Here is a 12,998-nt window from a genome sequence, read left to right as displayed (position 1 = left end):
CAACCCGTGGTGTCGATCGTGATTCGCACCTCAGCGGTCGACAAACAGCGTATACCGTACTTTTTCACTTACTGAGGAGTCCGGCGACGCGCAGAGCGTGCACAAGATCGCGCTCCCGCTCCGGTGATACGGCCCGGGCGGCGGACAGCAGCACCGGTACGAGGGCGCGCGGGTCGGACGCGGCGAGCCGCGCGGCGTCCTCCGGGGCACGGGCTCGTACGAACATGATGAGCAGCGCGTGCGCCTCTTCCTGATCCTCGGTGTCGCCGAGTGCGAGCACGGCTTCGGCGATCTCCGCGGGCGGGCGGGCGACGCTCTGACGCAGCAGCCGGCCGCAGTCGTCGGCACGGCCCGCGGCGGCCAGTGCCCGCGCGGCGGCGGCGAACGGGCCGGGCGGCAGGGACGCCGCTTCCCAGAGCAGAGTCGCCCAGTCGGCGCCGAGCCCGGCGCGGCGCAGTTCGTCGCCGAGCGCCGGCAGCCAGGCGGCGGGGCGGGTGGCCGCCTGGCAGAGCACGGCATGGGCCTCGCCGCCGCGCCCCTCCGCACGCAGCACGCCGAGCGCAGCCACGGTCTCGACGGCGGCGCGCCTGGTCTGCTCGTCCGGCGGGCCCGCCACCGGTGCTTCCGGACCCGCATCCGGCTGAGCGTCGGCGGGACCGCCAAGGCCCCCGAACCGCGCTCCACGTGGTCGTGTTCCGGCAATGGGCAGCGGGGGTACGGCATCATCCGCCACCTCGCCCGGCACCGGATCCGCCGAGTCCGCCGGATCCGCTCCGTCCGGCGGTGCGTAGCGGGCGCCGCGCGAGCGCCGCCTCGCGGGCCCGCTCCAGCCCCACCATCGGCGCTCGCCACCGGATCCGTGTGGGGGGTCGGGCTGCGGCATGTCCGGCCGGTCTTGGCCCGCTTGGCCTGAGTCAGTGTGGCCGGGTAGAGGGCCGGAGCCCGCGTGACCGGACGCGGGGTCGCCGGACGCAGGGTCCGGGACCGGGTCGGGGTCGGGCGTACGGTTCCGGCCGCCTCGCGGGTGGAACCAGGAGCCCGCGCCGCCCGGGGCCGGCTCCGCTCCCCCGCCGCCTGGGCCGGGCGGCGGCAACGCGGCCAGTCTGCCGGAGAGTTCCACACAGCGGGCCGCCGCACGCGCATGGTCGTCGTTCGCCCAGGACAGCTCGTGCGCGAGGGTCTCGTAGTCAGGGGAGCCCACGGCGAGCAGGGCCAGCCGCCGCAGCAGCTCCTGACCGCGCGCCGCCGCGTGGGACTGTTCCCGGCGCATCAGCTCCAGCCGTTCCCGCACGGCTTCGGGCCCTCCCGCGCGCAGGTCGTACGCGGCGGCCGCGGCGGAGTGCAGCGCTTGAGCGCTCTCGTGTTCGACCGGACCGGCCCCGAGGTCCTGGAGCAGGGACTCCACCACATCCCAGGGCGGGATCTCGGCGCCCTGGAGGCAGGCGGTCAGCCCTTCGGGGTCACGCCGCCAGAAGACCCCGTACCAGCCCGCGTCCGGGTCGAGCCGCCCGGCCAGCTCCCCGAGGTACCGCGTGAACACCAATACGTCCGCCGGGAGTTGGCCCATCGGATGCTGGTCCACTGTCATCGCCGCCCGCCCTCCGTCACCGCCGGCTGGCATTTCACCCCAGTCGCGTTACAGGACGGCTACGGGCGGTTTTCGCGGACGGTGCGGATCGGTCAAGGTGTCCGCAGCGTCACCGCGATGCCCGTGTGAGGTCGCTTGCCGAGCCGTACGGCGGTGGCAGGCCAGTCGACGAGCCAGAACTGCCAGGTGTACTTGCGGGCGAGCAGCCGCCGCACCTCCTTCAGCTCCGCGCCGTCCAGCAGCCGCGCGGTCCCCTCAGCCACCGGCGCGCCGTCCGCGACCCGGCCGCGTACGTCGCAGGGGGACACGGTGACGTGGCCGTTGTTGCGCAGCCGCTTCACCTTCCATGAGTCGGAGCGCGTCCAGACGTAGATCTCACCGCCGTCAACGGCGAACCACACCGGTGTCGCGACACCGGTCCCGTTCCTGCGGAAGGTGGTGAGGCTGAGGTACTTGGCGCGGTCGAGTTTCTTGAGTTCCACGGTCGGGAGACTACGCCGCGTATGGCTGTGCGGCACCGGGTACGCCCCCGGTCAGGGCCGGATGTCGTCACACGCGATGGGCAGATGGCGTGGGCCGCGCAGCACCGCGTTCTGCCGGTACTCGGGCGGGTCCTCCAGCAGCCGGGGGTTGACCAGTCTGCGGGCGAGCTCGCTCAGGGCCAGCTGGCCCTCCATCCGCGCCAGCGGGGCACCGAAGCAGGAGTGGATGCCACTGCCGAAGCCAAGGTGCTGGATGTCGCCCCGGTCCGGGTCGAACCGGTCCGGGTGCGCGAACCGCAGCGGGTCGCGATTGCCCGCGGCCGCGATCAGCCAGAGCGAGGAGCCCTTGGGAATGGTGACCCCGCAGATGTCGATGTCCGCGAGAGGCGTGCGGTTCGGCATCAGTTGTACGGGGGGTTCAAAGCGCAGCAGCTCCTCCACGATGGGGACCGCCAACCTCGGGTCCTCACGCAGCCGCTGAAGCTGGTCGGGGTTGCGCAGCAGGGTGAGCATCCCGTTGGTGATCAGGTTGACCGTGGTCTCATGGCCGGCGATCAGCAGCAGCGCCGACGTGCTCAGCAGCTCCATGGTCGTCATGGTCCCGTCCGGCCCACCGCGCGTGGACAGTTCGGAGAGCATGTCGTCCTTGGGGTTCTTGCGGCGCTCCTCGATGAGCCCGGCGAAGTACATGCCGAGTTCCGTGCGGGCCTGCTGAGCGAGTCTGTTCCGCTCGGTCGGATCCTGTCCCGGCATCGGGTCGAGGCTCGCCGCCAGGGTGTCTGCCCAGCCGTGGAAGCGCGGCTCGTCCTCACGCGGCACGCCGAGCAGCCGGCAGATCGCGGTCACCGGGAACGGATACGAGACCTGCTCGACGAGGTCGATCCGTTCCGTGTTCGCGATCCCGTCGATGAGACCGGACACCACCTTCGCCAGGTCGCCGCGCAACTCGTCGATCCGGCGCGGGCTGTGCGGCGGGCCGAACGACGCGTTGGTCATCCGGCGCATCCGGTCGTGTTCCGGGGGGTCCTGCCTGATGAAACTGGGCGGCAGGCCGGAATCCTCCGGCTGCTCCAGTCGGGGAGGACCCGGCAGGGTCATATTGTGGAGGTCGGAGCTCACCCGTGGATCGTGCAGCAGACTGCGGATCTCGTGGTACGTGCTCACGACATAGACGCCGGTGCCCTCGTTGTGGACCGGGTTCTTGCGGAGCTCCGCGTACAGCGGATACGGGTTGGGGCGGTTGCTGTAGTCGAGGATCTGCTGCAGCAGACCGCCTTCGGTTTGGGTCATGACCAGTCCTTGGTGAAGGCGGGGTTACCGACCGGGGCTGAAGGTCATCCGCCGGTCCGCCGGCGAGTACCCGCTGAGGGTGACGGTCGGCCCATGGGTGGGCACCGACGGGTCGGGGAAGTCCGCGGGCACCGGGCGCAGGCCCTCGGGGCGGCGGTCGACGACCGGGAACTGCGGCGGGAAGGCCGCGGTCGTCTCGATCAGGTGCTGGTAGAACGGCAGCCAGCGCGCGTTGTCGAAGGTGACGGCGCCGATGACACGCCCCTGGTAGCCGTACACGCCGACGAACCGGCGCTCGGCGAGCGAGCCCTGCGAGATGATGATCTCCGTGCCCATGGACGGTACGCCAACCGACTTGATGTTCACCCCGAACTGGGAGGACCAGAAGCCGGGGACCCACATATGGGGGCGGCGTGCGGCGCTCTCGCAGATCATGTTGTACGCAGCGGTCTCGGCCTGGGAGACCGCGTTCCCCCAGTGCTCCAGGGAGAGGAACTGGTAGCCGAACAGCGGGTGCGGAGACCGTGCCACGTCTCCGGCGACGAAGATGTCGTCGGTGACGATGCCTCGGATGTCGAAAGCCCGGCAGCCGGCGTCGCAGGCGATGCCCCGGGGGCCGGCACCGAGACCGGAACCGGCGAGCCATTCGGTGTTCCGGGTCGCGCCGAGGCAGACGACCACGACGTCCGTCTCCACACTGGTGCCGTCGGAGAGGTGGGCGGCGCGCACCCGGCCCGCCGAGTCGCCCTCGAGCCCGGTGACCATCACTCCGCAGCGCAGGTCCACGCCGTTCTCGAGATGGAGCTGGGCGGCGACCTGTCCGACCACTCCGCCGAGCGCTCCCACCAGCGGAGCCGCACCGCGCTCCGCGACGGTGACCTCGATGTCCCGCTCCCGGCAGGCCGCGGCGATCTCCGAGCCGGTGAAGCCCGCGCCGATCACGAAGACCCTGCGGGGACCCGCCGACAGGCGCTTCTGGAGCGCGGTGGCGTCGTCCCTGCCGCGCAGCACGAACACTCCGTCGAGTCCGGCTTCGCTCTCGTGCGGCCACGGGTTCGCCCGTACCCCGGTGGCGATCAGCAGCCGGTCGTACGGCACCTCTTCGCCGTCGGCCAACTGCACATTACGGCCCGCCATGTCGAGCCCGGTCGCCGGGACCCCGAGCCGCCAGTCGGCGTCCACGTCGCGGCGCCGTGGCAGCGCCGTGTGCTCCGGGGTGGCCCGGCCCAGCAGGACGCCCTTGGACAGCGGGGGGCGGTCATAGGGCTCGTACGGCTCGTCGCCGATCATCGTCAGCGAACCGGCGAAGCCCTCGTCCCGGAGGGTCTCCGCGGCCCGCAGGCCGGCCAGCGAAGCGCCGACGATGACGACGCGCCCTTCGCGCTTCAGCCAGTCAAGGAATGCTTTACCGGGCATCGGAGGCCTCCCGCCCCTGCGCACCGGTGGCGGCGGGAGCTTCCTCGCCCACCTCGCCCAACCCCGCGACCCCCTCGACGAAGATCGCCTGCACCGGACAGGCAGCCGCCGCACGGACCACCGCGTCATGCTGCGCCTGGTCGGCGTGCGGGTCGTACAGCAGCGCTTCCTCGCCGTGCATTTCGAAGACGTCCGGTGCGAGGAACGCGCACTGTGCGTAGCCCTGGCATCGGTTGAGATCGACGACAAGTCTCACCCGGATCAGCCCTTTCCCATGACGAGTCAGTCCCAGCACCAAGGATGGGCCCGGCGGCGGAGCTCCGCCTCTCGAGCGGGCCACTGGAGTGATCGGCAGCCCGCCGGTATGCCGGCGGGACCCGTCACACCGGCCCGGGCGAGGACGACTCGGGACTCGGCCGCCGGCGGATCCTGAGCAGGTAAAGGCTGATGAGCACCGACCAGGCCGGGAACACCAGCTCGCACCACGGGACGCTGGGTCCGGCGAACAGCAGCACCAGGCCGGCCGCGTACCCGACGAGCGGGTAGGGGCGCGGGAGCACCCCGAGCCGGTAGCCGATGGTCGATGTGGTGAAGATGAACACGGCGCCCATCCGCATGGAATACGTCGTCAGCAGGGTGTACGCGAAATTGCGGCCGAAGTCGGACGGCTGCTGGTCGTCCAGGATGCTGCCGGCCGCGGAGGCGGCACCGAACAGGGTGGCCACGAAGATCAGTCCGCTGCCCAGGAAGACGGTCGCGATGAACTTGTCCTCCGCTTCACCCACCTGGGCCCGCAACGCACCCATGAACCACAGGAAGAAGATCCCGGCGAACGGCACGAGTTCCAGTGCCACCCGTACCGCTCGCTTGCGATCGGGACTGATTCCGCCGGTCATGGCGGCGCCCTCGGGAATCGCGATCCGCATCAGCACGATCGCCAGCGCCAGCAGCACCGCGAACACGATGCCAGCGAGACCCGCCGCCCGCGGGGTCCGCAGCCGCTGCCTGTCCGGCTCCATGGACCACTCGCTTTCTCTCCCGTGCCCCCGTGACCGGTCCGTACGACCGCGTTTGCTTGACCGCACTTAACAGCAAGCAGTCCCCTGGCCCGGCACGCCACCGGGGCCACCCTCACGGGTGACCCCGGTGGCCATGTGCACGCGCCTGAGGGCTCAGGGTGTGCCGCTGGGCCGTACGGCCATGGCGGAGCCCCCGCCGCGCCGTACCTTCTCGGCGGCGGCGAGCCAGCGCCCGTCCGGCAGCCGCTGGATCGCCGTCGCGGCGCCGATCTCCGGGTTCTGCCGGAAGGCGTGCCCGATCGCCTCCAGTTCAGCCCGCAGCGGGCTGTTCCAAAGGGCCGGTTCCAGTTCGGTCGTAGGCTGGTTGCGCTGGCTCGCGCGCGGGGCGGCGATGGCGTCCACCAGCGGAAGCCCGCGGTCCAGCACGCCGGTGAGGGTCTGGAGCACCGTGGTGATGATCGTGGCGCCGCCCGGGGAGCCGAGTGCCAGCACCGGCCGGTCGCGCTGGTCGAGCACGATCGTGGGAGACATCGACGAACGGGGCCGCTTGCGCGGTCCCGGCAGGTTGGGGTCGGGCACGGACGGACTCGCCGGGGCGAAGGAGAAGTCGGTGAGTTCGTTGTTGAGCAGGAAGCCCCGCCCGGGCACTGTGATCGCGCTACCGCCGGTGGACTCGATGGTCAAGGTGTAGGCGACTACGTTGCCCCAGCGGTCGGCGACCGTGAGATGCGTGGTGTTGTCGCCCTCGTAGGTAGCGGGGACCGCCACGCCTGCCGCCGTGCACGCGGCGGGCTTACGGGGGTCTCCCGGAGCCAGCGGGCTCTTGAGTACGGCGTCGTCGCGGATCAGGCACTCCCGCGAGTTCGCGTAGCGCTGGGACAGCAGTCCCTTCACAGGTACGTCCACGAACGCCGGGTCGCCCACCCAGCGTCCGCGGTCGGCGAAGGAGATCCGGCTCGCTTCGATGAACCGGTGCAGATAGCCGACCTCCGGTTCTTCGGAGAGGTCCGTGCTCTCCAGGATGTTGAGCGCCTCGCCGACGGTCGTACCACCGGATGACACGGGTGCCATCCCGTATACGTCCAGACCCCGGTAGGTCATCCTGGTAGGCCGCCGCCACTCGGTCTCGTATGCCGCCAGGTCCCGCATCGTCAGGTCCCCGGGCCGCACCACCCGCGTCGCGCCCTCGCGGACCTGCGGGTCGCGCACGGTGTTCACGATGTCCCGGGCGATGGGGCCCCGATAGAGCACGCCGGTGCCCTTGCGCCCGAGCTCGGCGTAGGTACGGGCGAGATCCGGATTGCGGAAGACCGAGCCGACCACGGGTAGCCGCCCGCCCGGCAGGAAGAGCTCGGACGTGGCCGTGAAGTCCCGGAAGCGGGCCTCGTTCGCCTGGGTCTGGGCGCGGAAGGTGGCGTCCACGATGAAGCCGTCCCTGGCGAGCTTCTCGGCGGGCTTCAGCAGGGTGCGCAGGGACCGGCTGCCCCATTCGTCCAGCGCGGCGTCCCAGGTGTCCGGGGTGCCGGGGGTGCCGACGCCGAGGCCGCTGGTGACACCTTCCTCGAACGGGATGGGTTTGCCGTTCTCCAGGAAGAGGGACGCGTCCGCGGTGCGCGGCGCGGTCTCACGGCCGTCGACGGTATGGACCGTTCGGGTGGCGGCGTCGTAGTAGACGAGGAAACCGCCACCTCCGATGCCCGCGGAGTACGGCTCGGTGACTCCCAGCGCCGCTGCCGTGGCGACGGCGGCGTCCACCGCGTTTCCGCCGCCGCGCAGCACCTCGATTCCGACCGCCGACGCGTCGGGGTCGACGCTTGAGACCACTCCGCCGTAGCCGACGGCGACGGGTACCTTCTCCCGGGCCTTGAGGGTTCCGGCCTTGAGGTTTTCGGCCTTGAGGTTTTCGGCCTTGCCGGTCTGGGCTGTGTCCGTCCGGGCTTTGGCCGTCCGGTCTTCGGCGGTTCGGGGCTTGATGGTCCCGGACCCGTCAGCCTGGCCGGCTGCCGGGTCCGCGGGATGAGTCGACGGGCCCGCGCACCCCGCTGTGAGCACGGCGATGACCAGCGCGGGAACGGCGACAATACGATGGGTTGTCCTGGTAGTACGACGCATGTGTACCTCCAGCCGACGAGGGTCGGCCGCAGCGTAACGTCACTCGGGTCTGCCCGTCAGGAGCGCCTCGAACACCTTTCCGTGCGGCCCGCTACCATGCGCGCCCATGAACGCAGACCTACGCGACCTTGTGCTCGGTGTCGTGGCCGCCGGCATCAGCGCCACACTCGGCTGGCTGGCACGCACCTACCTCTGGCGCCGGCGGCTCCACCGTAAGCAGGCTTTCTTCGGTCTGCCACAGGACTCCGAGTGCCTGCTCGTCGTCAACCGCGAGCCCGCGAGCGAGGGAGCGGTCCACCGCTTCGACGTGTTCACACTGCTGGAGCTGGCTGCGCTGATCAAGGACTGCGGGGCCAACGCCCAGATCGTCCAGCACGACACCGCGCGGCAGGGCTTCGGAGAGCGCACGGAGTTCTGCGTGGGAGGTCCGGGCAGCAATCGCCGGATGGCGGCGCACCTCTCGTCGCTGCTGCCCGGGGTGCGGATCGACACCAGCGCCGAGCCGGGTCCCGACCGGTTGGCGTTCCGCATCGGCCCCGAGCACTACCGGCTGGAGAAGGGCGCCACCGAGTACGTACTGCTTGCCCGGCTGACCGCGGGCGAGGGCGGCAGACCGGTGTTCCTCTTCTGCGGCCAGCGGGCGATCACCAATCAGGCCGCGGCGCGCTACCTCGCCCGCCACCACGAGCGGCTGTCCCGGAAGTACGGCGGCAGGTCCTTCGTACTGCTGCTCAAAGTGCTCAACACCGATGCATACGGACCCGATGTCGTGGAACTCGTCGCCGATGTGACACGCGCAGCTCAGTCCCCGCAGCCGGTCGTCAGCCCAGAGCCAGCGGCAGGGACTTGATCCCGTTGATGAAGTTGGACACGAGACGCCCCGGCGGCCGTGCGAGCGTCATGGGCGGAAGCGTCTCGCGTACCTCCTCGTGCAGTACGCGCAGCTGGAGCCGGGCGAAGTGGGCGCCTAGGCAGACATGCGGGCCGTCGCCGAACGAGACATGAGGGTTCGGATCCCGGGACAGGTCAAGCCGGTACGGGTCGTGGAACGCCCGCTCGTCGTAGTTGGCCGCCGCGTGGAACACCACGACCTTGTCGCCCGCGTGTATCCGGCGGCCGTGAACGAGCGTGTCGCGGGTGGCGGTGCGGCGGAACGAGAGCACAGGCGGGTGCCAGCGCAGCAGCTCGTCCACGGCGGTGCCGAGCGAGACGTCTCCCGCGCGTAGCCTGCGCTGTTCGTCCGGGTGCTCGGCGAGCGCGAGCAGACCGCCGGGCGCGGCGCTGCGCACCGTGTCGTTGCCGGCGACGGTGAGCAGAAAGAAGAACATCTCCAGTTCCGGGTCCGTGAGCTCCGATGTGGCGAGTGAGGTCATCACATCATCGGCGGGCACACGCCGTTTGTACGCCGCGAGTTCCTGGGCGTAGTCGAACATCTCCCGGAGCATGGCGGGCGAGCGGGGGTTGACCGGACGGCCGTCCTCGTCCAGCAGGGGCGGCTCGTCCGGGTCCTGGTAGGCGATGACGCGCTCGGTCCAGCCGAGCAGCAGGGCGCGGTCGCTCTCCGGTACGCCCAGCAGGTCGGCGAGGTTGAGCAGGGCGTAGTCGTCGGTGACGGTGGAGACCAGGTCGATCTCAGGTCCCGAGTCCCGGGCGGCTCCGAGCAGTTCGCGGGCACGGATCCGGGCGGCGGTGGTGAACCGGTCCACGCGAGCGGGGGTGAAGGCCCGGCTGACCAGCCGCCGCAGCCGCCCGTGGTCCGACCCGTAGGCGGGGCCGCCGGATGAAGGGTCCTGGTTGAGCATCATCCGGCGGATGAACGGGAGGTCTGCCGGGTCCGGGTCCCGGATCTGGGTCGCTCCCAACCAGGACGAGAAGGCGCTCGCGTCCTTGAGCACCCGCACGACGTCGGCGTGGCGGGTGACGGCCCAGAAGCCGGGTCCGGCCGGCCAGCCCAGTACCTCGTGTTCCTCCTGCCAGGCCACGGGGTGGTGGGCGCGCAGGACACGGAAGGCGTCATGCGGCATCCCCCGGGCGTGGATCCTCGGGTCGAACACGTCGGGAACGGGTGGGACGGCGGCGACGGCGTCCGGGCGAATCGCGTCCCGGTCCCGATCCCGATCCCGGTCCTGGTCCTGGTCCTGGTCCTGGTCCTGCGATGCGCTCACGAGTCGGCCCGCAGGAAGTCCTCCATGGTGCGGATGAGCTGGAGGGGGGTCTCGTCCATGGCGTAGTGCCCGGCCGCGGACAGTTCGGCCAGCTCGCCCCGGGCGTACCAGCGCAGCCAGGTCTCGCGCATCAGTGCGGCGCCAAGGGCCGGATCCAGACCGCCGGCGATGGCGAGGGCGGGGATGGTGGAGCCCTCGATCTCGCTGTGGAAGTCCTCCATCGCCCAGGAGTCGAGCCATGCCCGAAACGCCTTGGGGTCGCTTCTGCGCAGCGACCGCTGGGTCATCCGGTCCAGCCAGGCGCCGGGCCGCGTGGATCCGGTGGTGATGTCCATGATGGCGCGGCGGTTCGCCGGGATGTCGGCGGCGTCGGCGAACAGCCGCCACTGGTCGGGCGGCATCGGGAGGCCTCCGGCGGGCACCGGGGAGATCCCGACCAGTCGGCGCACCCGCTGCGGCGCGCGCGCCACGACCCGCTGGGCCACGGACCCTCCCATGGAGTGGCCGATGACCGAGAAGCGGTCCCAGCCGAGCTCCTCGGCGAGCGCGAGCACGTCAGCGGCGCCTTCGCCGGTGGTGTAGGCGCCGGTTGCCCGCATCGCCTCGCCGTATCCGCGCAGGTCCACGAAGGCGTAGCTGAAGGAGGTCGGATCGAGGTCGGCGAACAGAGGCGCATAGGTGTCCCGGTCACCGAACCAGCCGTGCACGGCGATGACATGGTGCGGTCCTCCGCCGATGAGCTTATGGGGCAGCACAAAACGTCGGTTCTCGGTCATGGTCACGACCTCTCCGTTCGGCGGGGGCGGCCGGGGGCCACCGCGGTGTACGGCACCACGGTGGACCGTGGATCGCGCGATCACCAGGGTGCGGAACCGGCGCATGGGTGGACTTCCCCCATACGGGAGAGCCGGGAAACGTCGCTTGACGGCCCATCAGCCCGCCGGTCGGTCCACTCGAATCCGACGCCACGTCAAATAATCGTTACTTGCACGTAACTTACCGACCAGTTACCACCGGTAAAGGGCAGCGGTTACCGTCGGGTCACTTTGGTACTTGCACGAGTCAGGAGTGACCGATGGGACACCCCCACAAGGCCCTGCGGACGGCTACGAACAGCGCCGTCTCGGCCGCTCTCCTCGCCGGTACGGTGTTCGCGCTGAGCCCCGCCGCACCGGCCGCCGCCGACCAGCCAGGCGTACGTTTCGTCGACATCCACGGCGACGGCGGCACCGTCCTCAAGGCCAACGTCGTCACCCCGGCGGACGCCGACGGAACGCGCAGATATCCCGTGATCGTGCTGCCCACGAGCTGGGCCACGCCGCAGATCCAGTACCTCGCCCAAGCCGCCAAGCTCGCGGACTCCGGCTATGTGGTGGTCAGTTACAACGTGCGGGGCTTCTGGCAGTCCGGCGGGAACATCGAGGTGGCGGGTCCCCCGGACGTCGCGGACGCGTCCAAGGTCATCGACTGGGCACTCGCCCATACCCCCGCCGACCCGTCGAAGATCGGGATGGCCGGGATGTCGTACGGCGCCGGCATCAGCCTGCTCGCCGCGGCGCACGACAGCCGGGTCAAGGCCGTCGCCGCCCTCAGCGGCTGGGCCGACATCCCCGCCTCCATCTACGGCGGACGCACCGAGCACCTCCAGGCCGCCGCGCTGCTCGGCGGCACCGGCTATGTCACCGGCAGTCCGAGCCCCGAGCTCAAGCAGTTCATGAAGGACTTCCTCGGCGGCGTCGACCTGGCCAAGGAAGACGAAATGATCGCCTGGGGAAGGAAGCGCTCCCCCGCCGCCTACGTGGACCGGATCAACCGGAACGGCGCGGCCATCATGCTCGGCAACGCCTGGGGCGACACCATCTTCCCGCCCAACCAGTACGCCGAGTTCTACGAGCGGCTCACCGGGCCGAAGCGGCTGGAGTTCCGCCCGGGCGACCACGCCACCGCCGAGATGACCGGACTGCTGGGACTGCCCAACGACACCTGGACCAGTGCCCGCCGCTGGATGGACCACTACCTCAAGGGCGACGACAACGGCGTTGACCGCGAGGCTCCGGTGCGGATCAAGTCACGCTCGGAGGGCGGCTACGAGTCGTACCCGGACTGGAAGTCGGTGGGCGCGGACACCCGGAAGTTCGAGCTGGACGGCACCAAGAAGATCCGGGCCAACGTGGACTCAGGAGCCAACGGCGGAGTCACCGTGCTCTCCAACACCCTGGACCAGTTCCTGAAGGTGCCGCCGATGGCGTCGATCCCGCTGCTGCCGCGCTGGTTCGCGGCGGTCTGGCAGTCCGAGCGGTACGACTCCGAGCAGCACATCAGAGGCACGGCGAAACTGCATACAACCGTCACCAGCACCAAGGAGAGCGGCACCCTCGTCGCATACCTCTACGACGTGGGTCCGCTCGGCCTCGGCAAGCTGATCAGCAACGCGCCCTACACCTTCCACGGCCAGACCCCCGGCCGCCCGTTCACCGTGGATATGGAGCTGTACTCCACGGCCTACGACGTGCCGGCGGGCCACCATCTCGCCCTGGTCGTCGACACCGTCGACCCGCTCTATATCGAGCACAACCCGTCCGGGGCGAAGCTGACCTTCTCCTCACCAGCGGACGACCCCTCATATGTGTCGGTCCCCCTGCGTGAGAAGTGATCTCCGGCTGGCCTCCGGTCCGGGTCCGGCCAGCGCAAGCTATCCATCGGGACAGCGGGCTCCGCAACCAACACGCACCGGGATCGACATAAATACCGCATAAGCGGTAGGAACGTCAGGCTTCTGCCGCTTCCGCGTACACCTGGGACAGCTCGGGCGAGCCCAGGGTCGCCCAGTCCAGGCCCGCTTCCACCACATTGATCTCCCGACCGGAGGCACGCCGTAACACCCGCAGGCAAGCGGGACACAAAAGCCACGTAGCTCACCACACGG

At 70.4% G+C, this 12,998-nt stretch carries 12 protein-coding genes; 2 read left to right on the top strand and 10 right to left on the bottom strand.

What is annotated here, in order from left to right:
• Nucleotides 1–64: 64 nt before the first annotated feature.
• The 7 genes from ACFWI9_RS10855 to ggt all read right to left on the bottom strand — a co-directional run bounded on the left by ACFWI9_RS10855 (nucleotide 65) and on the right by ggt (nucleotide 7,907).
• On the bottom strand, nucleotides 65–1,588 hold the full coding sequence (locus ACFWI9_RS10855) for a hypothetical protein (RefSeq protein ID WP_387160679.1): 1,524 nt from the start codon (nucleotides 1,586–1,588) through the stop codon (nucleotides 65–67).
• A 92-nt stretch (nucleotides 1,589–1,680) separates the two neighbouring features.
• On the bottom strand, nucleotides 1,681–2,070 hold the full coding sequence (locus ACFWI9_RS10850; RefSeq protein ID WP_387160677.1) for a PPOX class F420-dependent oxidoreductase: 390 nt from the start codon (nucleotides 2,068–2,070) through the stop codon (nucleotides 1,681–1,683).
• Between the two features lie 51 nt (nucleotides 2,071–2,121).
• On the bottom strand, nucleotides 2,122–3,360 hold the full coding sequence (locus ACFWI9_RS10845; RefSeq protein WP_387160675.1) for a cytochrome P450: 1,239 nt from the start codon (nucleotides 3,358–3,360) through the stop codon (nucleotides 2,122–2,124).
• A 24-nt stretch (nucleotides 3,361–3,384) separates the two neighbouring features.
• Nucleotides 3,385–4,776 carry an NAD(P)/FAD-dependent oxidoreductase gene (locus ACFWI9_RS10840; protein ID WP_387160674.1) on the bottom strand — a complete coding sequence of 464 codons (1,392 nt, stop codon included), beginning with the start codon at nucleotides 4,774–4,776 and terminating at the stop codon, nucleotides 3,385–3,387.
• Nucleotides 4,766–5,032, bottom strand: coding sequence for a ferredoxin (locus tag ACFWI9_RS10835; protein ID WP_387160673.1), 267 nt, complete (start codon nucleotides 5,030–5,032; stop codon nucleotides 4,766–4,768). Before ACFWI9_RS10835 ends, ACFWI9_RS10840 begins: the two co-directional genes overlap by 11 nt.
• A 124-nt stretch (nucleotides 5,033–5,156) precedes the next feature.
• On the bottom strand, nucleotides 5,157–5,795 hold the full coding sequence (locus ACFWI9_RS10830) for a hypothetical protein (protein WP_387160670.1): 639 nt from the start codon (nucleotides 5,793–5,795) through the stop codon (nucleotides 5,157–5,159).
• 153 nt (nucleotides 5,796–5,948) lie between these two features.
• On the bottom strand, nucleotides 5,949–7,907 hold the full coding sequence (ggt, locus tag ACFWI9_RS10825; protein ID WP_387160667.1) for a gamma-glutamyltransferase: 1,959 nt from the start codon (nucleotides 7,905–7,907) through the stop codon (nucleotides 5,949–5,951).
• Between the two features lie 106 nt (nucleotides 7,908–8,013).
• Between ggt and ACFWI9_RS10820 the strand changes: the two genes are divergently transcribed.
• Nucleotides 8,014–8,757 carry a hypothetical protein gene (locus ACFWI9_RS10820; protein ID WP_387160666.1) on the top strand — a complete coding sequence of 248 codons (744 nt, stop codon included), beginning with the start codon at nucleotides 8,014–8,016 and terminating at the stop codon, nucleotides 8,755–8,757.
• Here the strand turns inward: ACFWI9_RS10820 and ACFWI9_RS10815 are convergent.
• Both ACFWI9_RS10815 and ACFWI9_RS10810 read right to left on the bottom strand, forming a co-directional pair.
• Nucleotides 8,729–9,931 carry a cytochrome P450 gene (locus ACFWI9_RS10815; RefSeq protein WP_387160714.1) on the bottom strand — a complete coding sequence of 401 codons (1,203 nt, stop codon included), beginning with the start codon at nucleotides 9,929–9,931 and terminating at the stop codon, nucleotides 8,729–8,731. The two genes, ACFWI9_RS10820 and ACFWI9_RS10815, sit on opposite strands and share 29 nt — an antisense overlap.
• A gap of 137 nt (nucleotides 9,932–10,068) precedes the next feature.
• Nucleotides 10,069–10,848 carry an alpha/beta fold hydrolase gene (locus tag ACFWI9_RS10810; protein ID WP_387160664.1) on the bottom strand — a complete coding sequence of 260 codons (780 nt, stop codon included), beginning with the start codon at nucleotides 10,846–10,848 and terminating at the stop codon, nucleotides 10,069–10,071.
• Nucleotides 10,849–11,147: 299 nt separating this feature from the next.
• On the opposite strand from ACFWI9_RS10810, the gene ACFWI9_RS10805 reads away from it, so the two are divergent.
• Nucleotides 11,148–12,725, top strand: a complete 1,578-nt coding sequence (locus ACFWI9_RS10805) for an alpha/beta fold hydrolase (protein ID WP_387160663.1) — start codon at nucleotides 11,148–11,150, stop codon at nucleotides 12,723–12,725.
• A gap of 115 nt (nucleotides 12,726–12,840) precedes the next feature.
• Here ACFWI9_RS10805 and ACFWI9_RS10800 read toward each other — a convergent pair whose 3' ends face one another.
• Entirely contained in the window at nucleotides 12,841–12,975 is a 135-nt protein-coding gene (locus ACFWI9_RS10800; RefSeq protein ID WP_387160661.1) for a DUF6278 family protein, read from the bottom strand.
• Nucleotides 12,976–12,998: the final 23 nt, after the last annotated feature.

Source organism: Streptomyces sp. NPDC127084 (assembly GCF_042724175.1).
GTDB lineage: Bacteria > Actinomycetota > Actinomycetes > Streptomycetales > Streptomycetaceae > Streptomyces.
Note: the sequence above shows the minus strand (reverse complement) of the source record. Positions and strands in the feature narration are given on the sequence as shown.